The 17,600-nt window shown below is 51.2% G+C and carries 21 protein-coding genes; 5 read left to right on the top strand and 16 right to left on the bottom strand.

The features are described from left to right. The first annotated feature begins 57 nt into the window (after nt 1-57). Complete coding sequence (locus CLV36_RS02000; protein WP_102993117.1) at nt 58-906, top strand: hypothetical protein; 849 nt, start codon at nt 58-60, stop codon at nt 904-906. A 53-nt stretch (nt 907-959) separates the two neighbouring features. On the opposite strand, the gene CLV36_RS02005 is transcribed toward CLV36_RS02000, so the two are convergent. The 6 genes from CLV36_RS02005 to CLV36_RS02030 all read right to left on the bottom strand — a co-directional run bounded on the left by CLV36_RS02005 (nt 960) and on the right by CLV36_RS02030 (nt 5,110). After that, entirely contained in the window at nt 960-1,220 is a 261-nt protein-coding gene (locus tag CLV36_RS02005; protein ID WP_054095945.1) for a hypothetical protein, read from the bottom strand. Nucleotides 1,221-1,242: 22 nt separating this feature from the next. Then, nucleotides 1,243-2,043, bottom strand: coding sequence for a septum site-determining protein MinD (minD, locus tag CLV36_RS02010; RefSeq protein WP_022736818.1), 801 nt, complete (start codon nt 2,041-2,043; stop codon nt 1,243-1,245). Between the two features lie 212 nt (nt 2,044-2,255). After that, entirely contained in the window at nt 2,256-2,615 is a 360-nt protein-coding gene (locus CLV36_RS02015) for a YkvA family protein (RefSeq protein WP_102993118.1), read from the bottom strand. A gap of 56 nt (nt 2,616-2,671) precedes the next feature. Continuing rightward, nucleotides 2,672-3,181 (bottom strand): hypothetical protein, encoded by a 510-nt coding sequence (locus CLV36_RS02020; RefSeq protein WP_106341569.1) that lies wholly within the window; start codon nt 3,179-3,181, stop codon nt 2,672-2,674. A 235-nt stretch (nt 3,182-3,416) separates the two neighbouring features. After that, the gene (locus CLV36_RS02025; RefSeq protein ID WP_106341570.1) at nt 3,417-4,631 is read right to left on the bottom strand and encodes an MFS transporter; all 1,215 of its coding nucleotides are present in this window, start codon (nt 4,629-4,631) and stop codon (nt 3,417-3,419) included. Nucleotides 4,632-4,855: 224 nt separating this feature from the next. Next, nucleotides 4,856-5,110: a YlbG family protein gene (locus tag CLV36_RS02030; RefSeq protein ID WP_022736822.1), complete on the bottom strand. Its 255-nt coding sequence runs from the start codon at nt 5,108-5,110 to the stop codon at nt 4,856-4,858. Between the two features lie 222 nt (nt 5,111-5,332). On the opposite strand from CLV36_RS02030, the gene CLV36_RS02035 reads away from it, so the two are divergent. Beyond that, on the top strand, nt 5,333-5,659 hold the full coding sequence (locus tag CLV36_RS02035) for a hypothetical protein (protein WP_106341571.1): 327 nt from the start codon (nt 5,333-5,335) through the stop codon (nt 5,657-5,659). On the opposite strand, the gene CLV36_RS02040 is transcribed toward CLV36_RS02035, so the two are convergent. From CLV36_RS02040 to CLV36_RS02050, 3 genes are all read right to left on the bottom strand, one after another. Further along, nucleotides 5,656-6,078, bottom strand: a complete 423-nt coding sequence (locus CLV36_RS02040) for a YlbF/YmcA family competence regulator (protein WP_106341572.1) — start codon at nt 6,076-6,078, stop codon at nt 5,656-5,658. The genes CLV36_RS02035 and CLV36_RS02040 overlap by 4 nt on opposite strands. Before the next feature lie 99 nt (nt 6,079-6,177). Then, nucleotides 6,178-8,040, bottom strand: a complete 1,863-nt coding sequence (locus CLV36_RS02045; protein ID WP_106341573.1) for a helicase-associated domain-containing protein — start codon at nt 8,038-8,040, stop codon at nt 6,178-6,180. Next, entirely contained in the window at nt 8,024-9,511 is a 1,488-nt protein-coding gene (locus CLV36_RS02050; RefSeq protein WP_106341574.1) for a DEAD/DEAH box helicase family protein, read from the bottom strand. The genes CLV36_RS02045 and CLV36_RS02050 overlap by 17 nt, the downstream gene beginning before the upstream one ends. A gap of 238 nt (nt 9,512-9,749) precedes the next feature. On the opposite strand from CLV36_RS02050, the gene CLV36_RS02055 reads away from it, so the two are divergent. Next, nucleotides 9,750-10,091, top strand: a complete 342-nt coding sequence (locus tag CLV36_RS02055; protein ID WP_181352772.1) for a protease complex subunit PrcB family protein — start codon at nt 9,750-9,752, stop codon at nt 10,089-10,091. 46 nt (nt 10,092-10,137) lie between these two features. Here CLV36_RS02055 and CLV36_RS17125 read toward each other — a convergent pair whose 3' ends face one another. Both CLV36_RS17125 and CLV36_RS17130 read right to left on the bottom strand, forming a co-directional pair. After that, nucleotides 10,138-10,275, bottom strand: coding sequence for a hypothetical protein (locus CLV36_RS17125; RefSeq protein ID WP_022736828.1), 138 nt, complete (start codon nt 10,273-10,275; stop codon nt 10,138-10,140). 125 nt (nt 10,276-10,400) lie between these two features. After that, nucleotides 10,401-10,763, bottom strand: a complete 363-nt coding sequence (locus CLV36_RS17130) for a hypothetical protein (RefSeq protein WP_181352773.1) — start codon at nt 10,761-10,763, stop codon at nt 10,401-10,403. A gap of 89 nt (nt 10,764-10,852) precedes the next feature. On the opposite strand from CLV36_RS17130, the gene mgtE reads away from it, so the two are divergent. Next, nucleotides 10,853-12,211, top strand: coding sequence for a magnesium transporter (mgtE, locus tag CLV36_RS02060; RefSeq protein WP_181352774.1), 1,359 nt, complete (start codon nt 10,853-10,855; stop codon nt 12,209-12,211). Between the two features lie 48 nt (nt 12,212-12,259). Then, on the top strand, nt 12,260-13,561 hold the full coding sequence (locus CLV36_RS02065) for a hemolysin family protein (protein WP_106341677.1): 1,302 nt from the start codon (nt 12,260-12,262) through the stop codon (nt 13,559-13,561). Here CLV36_RS02065 and CLV36_RS02070 read toward each other — a convergent pair. The 5 genes from CLV36_RS02070 to spoVAD form a co-directional block, all read right to left on the bottom strand. Then, on the bottom strand, nt 13,558-14,604 hold the full coding sequence (locus tag CLV36_RS02070) for a S8 family peptidase (protein ID WP_106341577.1): 1,047 nt from the start codon (nt 14,602-14,604) through the stop codon (nt 13,558-13,560). The two genes, CLV36_RS02065 and CLV36_RS02070, sit on opposite strands and share 4 nt — an antisense overlap. 75 nt (nt 14,605-14,679) lie before the next feature. Continuing rightward, nucleotides 14,680-14,865, bottom strand: a complete 186-nt coding sequence (locus CLV36_RS02075; RefSeq protein ID WP_022736833.1) for a type II toxin-antitoxin system antitoxin — start codon at nt 14,863-14,865, stop codon at nt 14,680-14,682. Continuing rightward, nucleotides 14,862-15,719, bottom strand: coding sequence for an SPFH domain-containing protein (locus CLV36_RS02080; RefSeq protein ID WP_181352775.1), 858 nt, complete (start codon nt 15,717-15,719; stop codon nt 14,862-14,864). Before CLV36_RS02080 ends, CLV36_RS02075 begins: the two co-directional genes overlap by 4 nt. A 113-nt stretch (nt 15,720-15,832) precedes the next feature. After that, nucleotides 15,833-16,483 carry an SGNH/GDSL hydrolase family protein gene (locus tag CLV36_RS02085; protein WP_181352776.1) on the bottom strand — a complete coding sequence of 217 codons (651 nt, stop codon included), beginning with the start codon at nt 16,481-16,483 and terminating at the stop codon, nt 15,833-15,835. Further along, nucleotides 16,467-17,510: a stage V sporulation protein AD gene (gene spoVAD, locus CLV36_RS02090; RefSeq protein WP_106341579.1), complete on the bottom strand. Its 1,044-nt coding sequence runs from the start codon at nt 17,508-17,510 to the stop codon at nt 16,467-16,469. The genes CLV36_RS02085 and spoVAD overlap by 17 nt, the downstream gene beginning before the upstream one ends. Nucleotides 17,511-17,600: the final 90 nt, after the last annotated feature.

Raw genomic sequence — 17,600 nt, forward strand, 5'->3', positions numbered from 1 at the left:
GTTATATTTATAAGTAAAGATTTCGACGATAATTATCGACAAAAGGGGGCGAACCCAATGATTTTTGATACAAAAAAAGGTAAATATACTGACGAGGAAAATCAAATTATCATTGATACGATGAATCAAGGATTAAAAGAAGGAAAACGGGAGCGTGAGATTTTAAAGGAATTGTCACAACAATTAAAACGAGGCTATGCAGGCATCATGTCCCATGTTCGAAAGCTGAGATCGGAATATCCCGACCGCTTCCACTCTTATGATGACCAAGGAGATGGAAACCGTTTGAACAGCTGGAGTGAAGAGGAAGAGGAGCTCGTGATCAAGACCGTGAATCAATTCTTGGAGGAAGGAAAACCGTTGTCCCAAGCCATTGCCGAACTGGAAAGCCAGCTCTCCCGAACCCAGGGTGCCATCTATCAACGCATTTATACGCTCAGACGGAAGCATCCCGACAAATTTACGCATCTCCCCGAAAGACGACCGCGACGCCGGCGGAAAATGCATGATTGGGAACCGCAACATGCCTCGATTCCTTCACTTGATGAATACAGCGCACGCAATCAATCGGGCTTTGACCATTTCTCGTCGACTGCAGAGCAACAGCTAGCCACCGCTATCGACCACCTTCATACATACAACAAATCCCTATTCAAACCCATTGCGTTTAACAACAAAGATCAAGCAACCTCTTTGACCAATGAGGAAGAAATGGTAATCAAAGCCTTCACGGAACGTTATGGACACCTCAATCCCGAATCGCGGAACAAAATGATCGATCTGATGCGTACATACGGCAGCACCCGCGTTTCCATCGCCATTTTCACCCTTGCTGAAGACAAAGCCTTTCCTGTTTACATTCTGGAGTTCTTGGAGCGGCGGTTACGCAATCATAAGTTTTTGTGAAATAGTAAACGAATTCAACAAAAAAGCACGAACCAATTACGGTCCGTGCTCTTTTAAATCGGCTCTTTCAATCTGACTGGGATGCTTGCGTTGATGATGGTGGTTCTCTCTTTTGCCTGTGGAATCACTTCGACATGCCCCACCACATCATACCCGAACTCATCGCACAACTCGATTAGGCGCGTGCGAAACATCTTGATTTTTTTCTCATCAATATCTGAACGTTGAAAGCTTAGCACCAGTGACAACCGGTCATCAGCCGTCACTGCGGTCGGCTCGTCTTTATCGCGACCGAACATGTTTAAAAAAGCCACAATGCTCACCCCAATGGCCTACTCAAGCAATACTGAATAGACGTTTGATTTTTGTGATCAGGTTGGTTTCCTCCAATTCCAAAAAAGGCACATCTTCACCAGCAATTCTGCGTGCGATATTGGAAAAAGCTTTGCCGGCCATGGATTTGGCATCCAAGATCACCGGTTCCCCCGTATTGGACGAACGGATGATCCGTTTGTCTTCCGGCACCACCCCGAGCAGGCTGATCGCCAGATGGCTTTGCACACGCTCAACACTCAACATGTCCCCATCTCGCACCATGCCGGGTTGAACCCGGTTGACCACCAAATCAATATGTTTGACATTGGCCGCTTCCAACAATCCGATTACTCGGTCTGAATCACGTACCGACGGGATCTCGGGGTTCACTACGAGGATGGCACGATCTGCAGGGGCTATGGCATTACGAAACCCACCCTCGATTCCGGCAGGAGAATCAATCAAGATGTAGTCGAATTCCTTACGCAGTTCATCTACGACTGCCGTTAGTTGATCGGGTGAGACCTCTTCTTTGTATCTCGTCTGGGCTGCCGGCAATAGGGCCAGCTCCGGAAACTCTTTGTGTCGGACCAGTGACTGACGCAATTGGCACACACCTTCGATGACGTCAACCAGGTCATACACAATCCGGTTTTCCAATCCCAGCATTAAATCCAACTTGCGGAGTCCGATATCGGTATCCACCAGGCACACTTTGTAGCCAAGCTGGGCAAGGCCTAGACCAAGCGAGGCGACTGTCGTCGACTTCCCCACTCCGCCCTTGCCACTTGTCACGGTGATAGCCATTGACCTGTGGTTCATTCCGCGATTACCCCTTTCCTAACCCTCTTATGTATCTGAAGCGCCACTCGTTTTTCACATTGGCTGTTTCCCGCGTTTTTCTACAAGATTCAACATTATTGTAGCAAACCCGCAACAATAAAAAAAGTAAGAAATCAGCCCCAAACCCTTGCAGGTTCGCTTGCCGACTCCTTACCCATCGGACTTTCACGCCGCAACCGAGCGACCGGTTGTCAGCGGGTGCGTTTATATGTTTCCAGTTCACTCGACAATAAGCGCCAAACAAGGAGGACGGCCGTCATATCGTCCACATACCCCACCGCCGGCAACACGTCCAGAACAACATCGGTCGGTATGATGAAGTACAGAAGCGCCGCCCCGATCAACCCTTTTTTGGCTGCGTGTACTTCTGGATCCCGAAAATATTGATACATGATCTTCAATTTGTCGATGATGGCATCGATCCCGCCGACTCGTTCCACTTTGTGGTTAAACTCATTAACAATGGTTTGCGAGCCTTCTTTGGTCATGGCCCGACTTTTAAATGCCATCAGCTTATTCCAAATGCGTTGTCGATCTGGATGTTCAGCCAACGAGAGACCCTCCTCCAGCGTGATCGTGCGGATGAAACGGCGAATGCGGCTTCAGCTCAATAAAACCGCTTGTGACAATGCGAACAACTGGTCGCTTCGCTCTCAACCTGATGCGCGCAGAAAGGACAAAGATATAACACAGCCACGCGGGTTCCGCCCATATCGATAGAGGCTGGCGCGTCTTGGTGCTCCTCCGCTTGTGGGAGCGCTTCAACGGTGGCCAGATCATCCTCTACCAGCGTCGGAGTGACTTCTTCCGCGTGATCGGCCTGTTGGTTAGACCGCTTCAACACTTCCAATTCCTGTTGCAAGGCATGCAACTGTTCATATTGATCACGCACCGTTTTTAAGAGCTGATTGATCGCTTCCGACTCAGACAGATCCTGATTTTGTTCCCACGTTTGATAAACTTCCCGGCCCAAATTGGCGATGAGCCGATCGATATCATCTTTTTTTCCTTTTATCCGCAATGTCAAACGGCTGATTTCCAACATCTGTTGAGACATTTGACCCGCCGTTTCTACCCCTTTTTCCAGCTTCTGTTTCAATTCTTGTAAAAAACTCATCCTATCGCTCCTTAAGTGCACCTTGCTGGTATTAATATTAACCAGTCGTTCTTCCTTGCACAAGAATGATTTCGATCAGAATCGTTCCCTGCCACGCAAAAAACGCCGCGTCCTCTCATCTCCCCGGGAGCGCACCGGAGAAACGCGGTTCCGTTCATCATATACCCCTTCTTTCGACATTTCTATCCGATTGGACGAGATTTCACCGTTTTATCCAAAATTAGTTCGCAGATCGTCAAGCTGAGCTTTTCATCGTCGCCATCGACTCCTTGCCAGCGCCTTTCAATCCTGCTTTTAACCATAAGGCTGCCACCAAGAGGATCACTGACGTAATCAAGAAAATGCCGCGAATCCCGATGAGACCAGACAACACCCCATACGTGGCTGGCCCCAGCATATTTCCGATGCAGTTGGCACTCGTCAGATAGCCGAAGACCGTGCTCTCCTTACCGGCTGGCGCAAACTTTCGAATCAGCGTGCTTACCGAAGGCATCAATCCCCCTAAGCAAAGCCCCAATAAAAATCGGCAAATCAGCAGTTGCCAGACAGAATGGACAAACACATGCGGAATAAAAAACAACGCGGCGGCAATCAAACAACCGAACAAAACTTTCTCCGAACCGTATCGGTCTCCCAATTTGCCCAGAATCGGGGCAAAAATCATGTTTGAAAAACTGGTAATAGAAATGACTAACCCCGCAAAAAAAGCGACATACCCTCCCGGAACGCCCAGTTCCGTCACAAACAACGACATTTGGGGCCCCGGGCCCAACGTCGCAAACTGCAATAAGATGGCCACGGTAAACATAATCACCAACGGGCGCTGGTGCAAAATCATAGACCCTTCCGACCAAAAGCTCACCCGCTTTTCCTGTTTGACTGGGACAAATTCCTCTTTCACCGCAAACAACACGATGAAGCTGGCCGTCATCAGGCAAGCGGAGGTCCAGAAAAAGATTTCGCTGTATCCGATGACCTCAGCCAACATTCCCCCGACAAATGGTCCCATGATCGACCCAGCCACAGCTCCCGACGACAACATTCCTAAAGCGTAACCAGCCTTTTCTTTCGGGGTGTTGGTAGCGACAAGGGAAATCGAAGCGGGAATAAATCCGGAAATGGTGCCGTTCAACAAGCGGAGGATCAACAATTGCCACGGCGATGTGGCTAGGCCAGTCAAAAAGATGACGATAGCCATGCCAAAACCCGACCGCAAAATCATGATTTTCCTGCCATGCCGGTCAGCTAGACGACCCCAGATGGGTGCCACGATAAACGCCGACAGAAAATTGGCGCCGAAAATAATCCCGGCCCAAAAGTTGATGTCGGACGGTTTGGTGCCCATCTCTTTCAAATACAACGGCAGAAACGGGATGACCATGGACATGGCCCCCAACACGAGAAACTGGGAAAACATCAAGATATATAAATTTCTTTTCCACTGCTCCATTCGTTATCCTCTCCTTACGTTCATTTTAAATTTCGTATACAGAAACATCAAACCGGATCCGTTTTCCCTGCACGTGATAAAAGGCCGTCATGCCGTGTGTCGGCTCAGGAACATAGACAGATGGCACTTTGTTGCATCCTTGCGCCGCGAAAAACTATGTCCATGCGACCGACATTCCGTTTCAAACACAAAAAAACTGCCACGCTATCGTGGCAGGATCGAGCTCATGCTTGTTGTGTTCTCTTGTTTTTAGCAAAATCAAACGATATATTCGTGCGTTGCGATCTTTCAACTCGTTGCACATAGGGCAAACGCTCAATCCGGTGAATCACCTGATCAGCGGTTTTGCCGTCCACATACAGGTAAACGTATTTCAACCGTTTAGAAATGTAATGGATATTTCCCATGCGTCCCAACGAACGGGCTGCCTTAATGTCTTTGACCCACACAGCCAGACCTAACCGTTCCACAATATCCATATGTGATTATCTCCTTTGCCAATACCATATGTCCGGAGGGCGCTGCCATCTTGTCAATACACGGTGCGATTTGTAACAAATCTGTCTAATCTCATGGTACCATTGAAACCGGCCAGATTCAACGGAAACCATTACACAGTTTTCCGATTGGCTCCAGCGCTGTTCCATCCGCACACGACTTTGTTAAAATGAATGCATATCCCATCTGTGGAGTGAGAGCCGATGATTCATCCTGTGGATCTGTTTGTCGAGCATTTGATGCACTTGGATTCCCTGCCGTTTGAACGGCTGGAGCACAAGACATTTGCTGGGGCCTCTTTTTTCTACATTCAAGTGGAAAACCAATCTGACCAAAAACAAGTGGAATCGTTCATAGAAAAAGAAGCAGCCCGCTTCACTGAAGGAACTGCTTGGCAAGCGTCCTTTTCGTTTGTACGCCATTCAGAGCGGCGGGGACTGATCTACCGGTTTCAGCTGTCCGTTCCCAATGAGAAAAGCTTTTGTTGCGGAAACCAATGCCCCCACTGCATCCTATACCGAAACCTTTAAGCCCCTCCGCCGCATGGTCGGCGTCCCGCTTTGACGACTGGATTGCGATGGTTAGAAGGCACCTTGATCGTATCCGACACCGCTTGGGCGATCAACGTCGAAACATCGTGCAACAGCGTGTCCAACTCTTCCTCAGCCTTCAGAAAGGCTTGAATGGTGGGGTGGGCTTGCAACTTCTCTTGGAAGCGCAGGGCTTCTTCCTTCGCTTCATGGTAATTCGGATGAAAAATGCCAAACCGCTTCGCTTCCTCATACCGTTCTTTCACCCGCTGAAAATCTTTAATGATCTGTTGCGCTTCCGGATCTTCTTGCAACCGCCGTTTGCACTCCAAATATCTTTCCACTTCTTCTGAGTCATTTATCTTATCGGCCAATTTATATGCGCCAAGGAGTATTTCTGCCATATCTAACGTTTCCATTTCACTTTCCTCCCTCTCCCCATTCTACCTTAACAGCGCCCCATTCGCATCTATAACCAGCTGGTAGCGTATGGCACCGCCCATCCTCTGCGCCCGCTCTCATTCGTCGATGAGTTGGAGTTTCTCCAGCCGTGCCAGCGGCAACCGCACTTCACGCCCGCTACGCTCCGCTGTCAGCCACCAATCTCCTGAACGCTCCTCGACGCGAAGCGGGTATAACACTTGTCTTTCTCCGCCACACTCCACTTTGACACGCAAGCCGCTATGAATCCCGTGTTGCAATAATTCCCGCTTCATCGGCAACCGGTAGGCGCGCATCCCGCTCCACCAGAGCTTAGGTAGGTGTTCGAACCCACGGGAAACGGCATCAGGATCAGGCAGGTTCTCCTCCATTTGCCAATCATGCATGCGATCGTGCCCCCCTGTCACACGCGCGGCGTTTTCGGGGGCCTTCCTGCTCTCCCGCTTCCGCTCAACCACTTCCAATCCGGCCTCAGTCAGCCAACGATCCACCACTTCTTTTTTCGTTTGCGGAACAAGTAGCCGCCCGTCCTCCATCAGCACCGCTTGCCATGCGGACAAATGCGGGGTAATTCGTTCATGCGGCAGAGACAGGGGTAAGGCATACTGGACCAACACTTCGCAAAAAACAAGCGAGGATCGCTTGGCTTCGTCCCGAATTTTTCTCGCCACTCCGTCGGGAACCGGTTGGCCGCTCCAGGCTGTCAGAAAATCAAGTTGCTGCTCGGTGGTCATGCCCCGCCGTCGCGCCCTGTGCAAAGACTCTTCTGTGATCAGGTAAAACAGCACTTGTTCGCCTCCCATAAAATCGGCCAATTGCTCCAACTGCCTACGCTGTGACGGTGGAAAATGGCCGGGTACGATCAGTTCCATATCCGGTTGGACATAAATTGGCATCTCCGGAAGCGGGGCTTGTTGCCATGGCGGCATCTCCGTCAGCCGTACACACCGTTCCCCCGATTTCGTCAAACCCGTCTCCAGCCATCCCGCGGCCGTCATCACGGCGACAAACGCGTCCAACCGTTCTTCGTACTCCCGCGCCTTGCGCCCTTTTTCCCTGTACCAGCACCGCTTTATCGCCTTCCATTGCGACAATGGCAACCACTGGCGCGGCTCCACCTCTTCCATTAGGAGAAAGTCGGCCTCCAAGCCAGGAATCCGCCGCGAGAGCAACTCTCGTGTAGCCCAATACAATCCGTTCATCCATTCTTCCCAATCTTGGTCCGTCCATTGTTGCCAACAACTGGCGTCAACGGTGAGGATCTGCCCGTCCTCCGCGATCAATCCAAGCTGCCGACCCAGATCGAGCAAAAAGGCTACCCAGGGCGGCATCTCCGTGCCCCACCAAGGCGTGTGGCGCAGGGCTTCTGAAGCCAATCCCAGCTCCACATCCATTTTTTGCGCATCTGTCTTATGAATTCCTCCTGTACGCGTCAGGCGCCAAGGTTCCTGCTCCAATCGGGCTAACAAATGAAACAGCGCCTGTCCCAATCCATAGCTGGGCTCTCCCTCAACCGACACATCCCCTTGCCCATGCCATGTCTCCACATCCTTTTTAAACAGAACGCGACTCAGCAATTGCCTGATTTCCAAAGGGCACATATAGATGCGTTGCCGATGTTTGTCCCGAAAGGCATAAATCCAGCCCCGGCGTACTAAACCTGCCACCGCTCTCTGCCATGCCGAGTGGGAGAGGCGTCGCTCCCGTGCCCATACTTCTCCTTCCCTTTCAGGAACAGCGCCCGCACGTGCGGCAAACAGAAACGAGAGAAACACCTGCCGCTCCACCTGGTCCAACTGCTCCCACGCCTGAGTAAAATGAGACACCTGGAGCAGCGCGCGGCACAGCTCGTTGCGCGTTTGGCACCCGTATTGCGAACCGATCTGGGCCACCGCACTATCTGACAACTGATTCAGACAATGGCTAAGCTCCTGTGCCATTCATCCATCCCTCCAACTCAACCAATTCATAGCGATATCCTTGTTCCGCCAAAAAACACTGCCGTCGCCATGCATATTCCTCCTCTACCGTATTCTCTGTCACAAGTTGATAAAAATAGGCTTTGCCCCCAGGGGACGAGCTTCGGAGAACACGACCAAGCCGTTGCGCTTCCTCCTGCCTAGAGCCATACGTGCCCGATACTTGGATGCCGACTGATGCAGAAGGAAGATCCACCGCTAAATTTGCCACTTTGGACACCACCAGCACGGGGATTTCCCGCGAACGAAACTTCTCATACCATTCTTCCCGCAACGCTTGCGGCATGCGCCCCGTGATGAGCGGAAAGCCAAACCTCCCGGCGATCTCTTCCAATTGCCGCAAGTAATGGCCGATGATCAATATCTGCTCTCCTTCGTGCAACGCCAGCAAGTGAGCGATGGCCTCCAGTTTGGCTGGGTTTTCGGCGGCGATCCGCACCTGTTGTTTCTTATCTGCGATCCGGTAAGCCCGTTCGGCATCTGATGGCATGGGGATGCGCATCTCACGGCATACAGCCTCCCGAATCCAACCTTGCCGCTCCAAGTCTTTCCACGAACATTGGTAGGCCAAAGGGCCGATCAAAGAAAAAACTTCATTCTGCTTACCATCTTCACGAATCAGTGTTGCTGTCAATCCCAACCGGCGCGCCGCATGTAATTCAGCAGTCAGGCGAAACACGGGCGCGGGTAACATGTGCACTTCATCGTATATCACCAACCCCCAATTTCGTTGACACAAAGCCTGTAAATGCGGATAAGTGTCTTCTTGCGTGTCACGATGAGTCAACATCTGGTAGGTTGTCACGGTGACCGGGCGAATCTGTTTCCGGTCTGCGGTATATGTTCCCACCTCAGTCGCGCGCAAAGTCGTTTTGTTCAGCAATTCCCGCTCCCACTGTTTGACTGAAGTTGCATTGGGGGCCAGAATCAGGGTTTCCGTTTGCAGTTTGGCCATCACTCCCAAGCCGACCACCGTTTTGCCCGCACCGCAAGGCAACAGGATAATCCCCCCCCCCGCCTGACGGGCCAATCCAAGGTAAGACTCCACCGCCTGTCGCTGATAATCGCGCAATTCGGCAAAGCGCGACGAACTCTCTAGGTTTATATCGAGAAATTCCTTCGGCTCCGGCAACGGTTGCGATGGAGCTGACGCGAACCCCTCTTTGATCCGCTGCGCAATTTGCGATGGCACAGGCAATTTGCTGTGTTGACGGAGCCAATGAATCCAAGCTTCCGCTGTCCGTTCCTCTACAGCATGGCGCACCCTGGCCGGATCGATGCTCAGTCGAAACATGAGAAGTTGCTCCGTCTCTTTCACCTGATAAGCCAGCGCCCGCAATTCGCGGCACAGGTGAACGATGTCCGGGTGCCGCCTTTCCACAAAGATCGTTCCATCGCTATGGATGATAAATGGTCGCTGTTCTTGGTTCATCTACTTCCCTCCACTCGTTCATAGCTTGCCCGTTTCCATTAAAACCCATGTGCGGTGGGTGGACATGAGAACTACGCAACATCCCATGCAGGAAAACCGTCTTATAATATATAAATCTCTTGGCATATAAGGAGGAATACCCTTGAAAACCTTTTTTCGTTGGTTTTGGTTCCCCTTGCTTATCATGATGTTTGTCATTGGCTGCACGAACCATGCCCCACCTTCAGGAGGATCACCTATGGATAAAGAAAAATCGTTGCCTTTCACCCAGTTGAAACCAGACCAAATCCCTGAGAAAGTGAAACGGGAAGGAGAACAATGGCGCGCCCAAGAAGCCTCAGCCAAGGTGGTTTCTGGTGACCATGTGATTGTCAGCATCGGCGAGCGCCCGACCGGCGGCTATAATGTGCGGGTGGATCGTATCATCAAACAAGGGTCGCGTATCATTGTGAACGCGACAGAGATCCCGCCCAAAGAAGGCATGATGGTTACCCAAGCCTTCAGCTATCCGCAAGCAGTAGTCAAATTGCAGGAGAACATCGGATCGGCCGAAGTAGAAGTCAGACTGAGCAAATCCTGACACACAAAAGGAACGGCCCTCATCACGAGGGCCGTTCCTTTTGTGTTCAGTCCTCCTTCACCCGCTCTGGCGCGTGAGGTTCTTCGCGGCGGAGCGGCTCGGGCTCTTGGGGAGTCATGATTTCCGGCAACGGAGGTTGATATATCTCCGGCTCGGTAAGCGGTGTCAGATCGGGGATTCTCATGTTGCGTTCTCCTCCTCGTTTAAAGTTCTGTCGGTAGTTTCCCCTCTCATAAGCCGTTTACCGAGGCATCTTTTTCCAAATTACTCAGCAAGCAAGACGACCTATAACCGTTCCTATTATTTTCGCTATTCTTTCCCCTTCTGATTTTGCTCTTGCTTGCGGTAGGCTCGAATCCAAGGAGATTCAGGAGATTCAGGAGATTCCCACACCGGAGAGTAGTAACCCGGCGGCCTATAACTTCCCTGTCCTGGTGGCATCATAGGAGTAGTCGGTTGATAAACCGGATTCGGCGCATATGGCATTCCCCATGGCCACATGGGAACCATTGGCGATACCGGGTGCGGGACGACATGGGCCATCGGGCCACCGCAACACCCCGACGTCATCGGCATGGGTGAATAATGGTAGTGATGATGAGGCGGCGTGCCATGCACATGCGCTCCCTCATAATAAGGCCGGAAATAGGGGGGAACAGCTTGATTATGCATTAAAAATCCTCCTTTATCCAATCATTCCTCAGTTCACCCTATGCCGAATCAAGCTTGTCTTATGTCAAACGGAGAAGGAGCGCAGGTCAATGAACAAGGGAGCCCAGGAATCGGAACGCCTGCTCAACCATCTGCGGCGCAAAGACAAAGCCGCTTTCCGTCTGCTGGTGGAGGAAATGCAACCCTACGACCTTGAACAGTTCTTTCTCCGCCTCAACGAATTTGAACGGCGCCGTTTCTTGTACTTATTGGAAACCGAAGAAGTAGCCACGCTGTTGGAAGAATGCGATCTCCATACGCAACGCCACATCATCAACAGCCTTGGAAAACACCAAATCGCCGACGTTTTGGCACTGATGTCGCGGGATGACGTGGTTGATCTGTTGGGAAGCATGGAAAGCGCAGAGCGAACAAACTTGCTCACGCAAATGGAACACCGTGAAGCGGCCAAGGTTCGCGCTTTGCTCGATTATCCGGAGGACAGTGCGGGCGGGTTGATGACAGACGAATTCGTCAGCATCCATCCCAAAGCGAGTGTACAAGATGCAGTCAGCTTGTTGCGCCGCAAAGCAGAGGAGTCGGAAACGATTTATTATCTTTATGTCCAGCAAGCAGATGGAACGCTGGTGGGGGTTTTATCGCTGAGGGAATTGATTTTAGCTGAGCCAGACCAGTCCATTGAAGAAATCATGGTGGAACGGGTGATATCTGTTCCGGTGAACATGGATCAAGAAGAAGTGGCCCGCATTATGAGCCGCTATCATTTCTTGGCTCTACCAGTAATTGACCCGGCCCGGCGGTTGCTCGGCATCGTGACGGTCGACGACATCATCGACGTGCTGATTCAAGAAGCGGAGGAGGATATCCAGCACCTGTCGGGATTAACTTCCGGCTTGGATGAACAAGCCGTCTCCTCTTGGCGTTCGGCGCAAAAACGAATTCCATGGCTGATGCTGTTGTTGGCCATCGGCTTGGCAACCGCCAATTTAATCAATCTATTTCAGCCGACAATCGCCGCGGTACCAGCGCTTACCGCTTTCATGCCGATGGTAGCGGGCATGACCGGCAATGCTGCCACGCAATCTTTGGCCTTGATAATCCAACGACTCCCTCACGAACGGACTGGTGTTCCGTTCGTGGCAAAAATGTTAAAGCAAGAAGGGTTAGCGGGGTTGCTCGTAAGCATGGTTTGCAGTTTTCTGTTCGTTCTTTTGGTTGCATTAGCCTTTCATCAACCTCGTCTGGGCCTGGTCATCGGCGGCGCGATGTTTGCCACCCTGTTATTGGGCACCTTAATCGGGACGTTGATCCCGTTGTTGCTCAACCGTATGAACATTGATCCCACGGCTGCTTCCGGGCCAGTGATCACCACGTTAAACGATATCTTGTCTCTGTTGATCTACTTTGGCTTGGCCACGCTATTCATCGATCAACTTACACATCCGTAAGGGGGTGAATCTTCCTTGGCTACCGATATTCTGACGTTTTTGTCACAAATGGCGATGATCCTATTTTTGGTTTTGCTAAACGGCTTTTTTGTGGCATCCGAGTTTGCCATTGTCAAAGTGAGACACACCCGGATCGCACAATTGAGCGAAGAAGGGCATCACCGCGCGAAAACGGCGCAAAAAATATTGGCTGATTTGGATGCCTACCTGTCCGCGACCCAATTGGGAATCACATTAGCTTCACTCGGTTTGGGTTGGATTGGTGAGCCTTACTTGGCCCATTTACTCACTCCCGCGCTTGCTTGGCTGGGAATCACCAAACCGCTCATCCATGTGGTTTCCTTTGTGCTCGCCTTTTCCATCATCACTTTCCTACATATCGTCCTTGGGGAGATGGCACCGAAGTCATTGGCGATTCGCCGAGCAGAAGCCACTGCCTTGTGGACGGCCAAGCCGTTGCACTGGTTTTTCGTCATTTTTAAACCGACCATCTGGCTCTTAAACGGTGCGGCCAACCTTATTTTGAAATGGATTGGCGTAGAATTGGTGCCCGATCAGCAACAAGCTCATACAGAAGAAGAAATTCGGATGTTAGTAGAGCAAAGCCATAAAAGCGGAATCATCGACCAAACCGAGCTGTCCCTGTTTGACAATATTTTTGATTTTACCAACCGGATCGCCAGGGAAGTGATGGTTCCCCGCGTGAACATGGTTTGCCTGTATCGGGATCGCTCTTTGGAAGAAAACCTGGACATCATCCAGAAAAGCCCCTTCACCCGTTATCCCCTGTGTCACAAAGACAAAGACGACATCCTGGGTATCATTCACATTCGCGATGTGTACAACGATATCGTCAACCAGAAGGTTCCGGTGTTAACTGAGGTAGCGCGTCCACCCGTTTACGTCCCAGAAGGGATGGAAATCAAAGATGTCTTGCGCACCCTGCAAAAACATCACACTGAACTCGCCATCATCATTGATGAATTCGGCGGAACGGCGGGTCTGATCACGATTGAAGATATTGTTGAGGAGATTGTCGGGGAGATTCAAGACGAATTTGACAACGAACAGCCCTTTTTTCAACAAAAAGGGGACGAAACATCGATTTCCGCCCAACTGTTGATCGAAGAAGTAAATGAACATTTTCACATCGCCATCGAAGATGAGGACAATGATACGATCGGCGGATGGTTTTTTTCCCAGTTGCAGGAAATACCCAAGACCGGCTCCGCGATTGAAGCCCACGGACACCGCTTTTCCGTGCAGGAAATGGAAGGCAGGCGCGTGACCCGCATCTTGGTCAAACCCCTACCGCCCGCAGCCGAACCAACCGCGTCGCCGGAAGACTAGATTTGTGCCAATCCCCTGCCGGTATAAGGGTCCACGCCGCGCGGAGGCAAATCGATTGCCCGGGCGAACAGCAAATTTTTGAGCACCGTCGCTGGCACGCGCGGATACGCCGCTCGATACACCGCCAGTACACCGGTCACATGAGCGGCTGCCATGGAAGTGCCACTCAGTACGGCATACCGTTGGTTGGCGTACGTGCTTAAAATCTGCGAACCCGGCGCGGCGATATCCACCTTGCCCGTGGCTGAATAAGAGGCTCTCCGATTGGCTCTCGTCAAAGCCGCAACCGAGATCACGGACGGGATGCGGGCAGGAATCTCGACCGTGTCCCCGCTACCAGACGGGTTGCCTGCATTGCCGGCGGCAGCTACAACTAAAATGTCGCGGTTGGTGGCCGCTTGAATTACTTGCGTCAATGCAGTCGGAATGATCATGCCACCGCTGATGCTGATATTGAGAATGTGCATGCCATTGTCAATCGCCCATTCAATCCCCTTGATCAGATTGTTAATTGTGCCGCTTCCGTTGCGGTCTAACACCTTCACCGCATACAGGGATACCTTTGGCGCGATGCCCACCACACCAAATTGATTGTTCAGCGCGCCGATCACCCCAGCGATATGAGTGCCATGCCCATTGTCATCCTGCGGATAGCGATTGGGTTCGACAATATTGATTCCCCCTTTGATATTGCCCGCCAAATCGGGGTGCAACAAGTCGATCCCGGTATCCAATATCGCCACCCGCACCCCTTCCCCCTGATTGGGGCGTCCATTTCCGATGACACGGGTGATGTTCCAAGGGGAGATCTGGCGGGATGCCGCACGCCGTTGGTTGGATATCCGCGCTTTCGCCAACACCCGTTCTACCTTGAAATATGGCAGGGTCAGGCTCATTTGCGCCACCAATGGCCGGGGGCGTCGCGTTTTTTTGGAGGAGGAAGCGTTCAGCCTCTCTTGGCAGCTGACCGTTTCCATCGCGTCTTCCGCTGGCTCAGCCGTCAAATCGGCAAGGTCCACTCTCTGCCAATGATTCGCTAACATAATATCACCCCTTTATCCTAGTTATGAATAAAGGGGTGATTTTGCTTGGATTCTACTCCAAAGAACCGTTGATTTTCAGTTTTCATCCTGCCCATTTTCCGTCCGCTTTTTAGGCGCCCTACCTGCTTTACGCACTGCTTCCTTCAGCAAAAACTCAATTTGCCCGTTGACACTACGAAATTCATCGGCTGCCCATTTCTCAAGTGAGTCATAGAGTTGCTGATCGATCCGAAGGAGAAAGCGTTTTTTGCTTGCACTCATGAATACAGCGAACCGGTGTTGATCACCGGAGTCGTTTCTCCTTCAGAAACCAAAGCCACCAACAGGTTATTGACCATTGCCGCTTTTCTCTCTTCGTCCAACTCCACTACTCCTTGCTGTTCCAACTCTTGCAAAGCCATCTTAACCATACCCATCGCCCCTTCGACAATTTGCTTGCGGGCGGCGACTACCGCTTGCGCTTGCTGGCGCCGCAACATCGCCTGAGCGATCTCTGGCGCATACGCCAAGTGGCTGATTCGAGCTTCCAACACTTCCACACCAGCAATTTCCAAGCGTTCTTGCAATTCCTCGCGCAATGTTTCTACTACGTCTTCCGGCGCCCCCCGCAATGATGGATTGCCTTCTTCATGACTGTCATAAGGATACCGGCTAGCCAGCGTCCGAATCGCCGTTTCACTCTGCACATCGACAAACGCGCTGAAGTTCTCCACATCAAACACAGCTTTGGCCGTATCCACTACACGCCACACGATCACGGCGCCGATGACAATCGGATTCCCATCCGCATCGTTCACTTTAATCTTGTCGCTGTGGAAATTGCGCACCCGCAGAGAAAGCTTTTTGCGGCCCACCAGCGGATTAGTCCAGTAAAACCCATCATTTCGAATCGTCCCCACATAACGGCCGAAAAACGTTAACACATGGGCTTCATTCGGCTGGATTAAACCAAACCCGTTGGCGCAAATGAGCACCACTGCGATGCAGGTAATGCCCAGGGCCAAATTTTCCATCCCAAAGATCAAGATGAGGCCTGCCCCCAATAAAATTAATTCAATGAGCAGAAAGAGAAATCCGTTCATTTGGAACGCTTTTTTTTCTCTGATATTATTCACGCGTCAACAACTCCTTTTTTTCAGAAATTTAATATTGTTATATTCATATGATATCACATTGATAACAAAAAGACATCCCCCCAAATTGATTTTTGGCAAGGATGCTTTTTGTTTCACACCGGGGCGTGGACCGTTCCGGATTCCCCAGCCACTGATTGGATAGCCAATTTGGCTAATTCGTCATGTCCTACTTGATTGGGATGCACTTCATCGAAAAAATAATCGTGTCGATGCAAGAAGACATCGTAGGGGTTGAAAAATTGACAACCCACTTCCTCACAAATTTTGGCATAGGAGCGGTTCATCATCTGCACAATCGCCGCGCTGGTTTGAAATCCCCATTCATAGGCGGGAGGAGGCAGATAAAATCCCATCAAGCTAATTCTCGATGACGGGTTATTCATGGCGATGATGGATAAGATGGATTTCACGCGATCGATGATTTGCCTCGATGTATTCAACAAATCTCTTAACCCGAAATGACCGCGCTCATATAGCTCGATAAAGTCACACCCGCCGGTGGTTACCGAAATATGGGTCATTTTAGGAAATAGCTTGTGCATGCCGGGGCTGTTAACCAAACTCAACAATTCCTCCGACGTCATTCCCGATACACCCCAATTTCGCATATGGCACCGATCCGAATGCTTGATATGCTGGAAGAATTGGGACACGAAACTCTTAGTTGGGCTTTCCGCCCCAATTCCTTCCGTTAATGAATCTCCCAATGCCAAGTAAGAAACAGGCTTAATACCTTCCCGCATCTGTTTGTTCTCCCCCCTTTTCATTCTCGAACACCACCGCATGGGCAATGCATGGGATCGATTCCCCCTGCTGGTAAGAGATTGGACTTAAGAGCGCGCCTGTGGCCACCACCAGTATCCGCTGGTATTTGCCGACACACATTTCATGTAGCAAATGCCCATAAGTGACAACCGCGCTGCTGGCACACCCGCTTCCGCCGGCAAAAGTGTCCTGTTCCGAGGTATAGATCATCAATCCGCAATCTTGGAAACGCTCCCCCATAACATAGCCGGCTTTCTCCAGCAGTTCGCGAGCGATGGGCAAACCAACGGAGGCTAGATCTCCAGTGACGATCAGGTCATAATCTTTGGGTGAGCGTCCCGTGTCCTGAAAATGCTTTTGGATCGTGTCCGCCGCTGCAGGGGCCATGGCCGATCCCATATCAAACGGATCTTTGATCCCCATATCCTGCACACTGCCGATCGTGGCATGGGTGATCCGCGGACCTTGGTGAGCCGAGCCCACTACACAAGCTCCCGCACCCGTCACTGTCCACTGCGCCGTATCAGGCTTTTGCCCCCCGTATTCTGTGGGATATCGATATTGTTTCTCGGCGGTGCAATTGTGGCTGCTGACCGCCGCTACCGCATACTTAGCAAAACCTGCATCCACCAATGCCGCCGCTAATGTCAGGGACAACATAGAAGTAGAGCAGGCGCCGTACACTCCCATAAACGGTATTTGGTTCGTCTTGGCCGTAAAGGAGGAGGAGATGTTTTGATTCAACAAATCCCCAGCCAAGAACACATCGATTTCTCGCTCTGTAAGCCCGGCTTTATGTATGGCGATGGTCACCGCATCTTCCATCATGGTGCGCTCCGCTTTTTCCCACGTGTCCTGCCCCGCGTACAAATCGGGGTAAATCCGGTCGTAACTATCTTTGAGCTTCCCTTCCCCTTCCATAGGGCCCACCGTGGCCGCACTGGACAAGACATGAACATGATTTGCGAATTTCCAAGTGCATTGCCCGATTTTGTTACTCGCCATGGTTCTCTTCCCCTTATTTGGTAATCAAGTCGAATGTCATGCGGGTCATTCAAAAGATAAAGGCGATCCCCGTCCCCATCACCTTTATCG

Origin of the sequence: Laceyella sediminis (genome assembly GCF_003003125.1) — a bacterium.
Lineage (GTDB): Bacteria > Bacillota > Bacilli > Thermoactinomycetales > Thermoactinomycetaceae > Laceyella > Laceyella tengchongensis.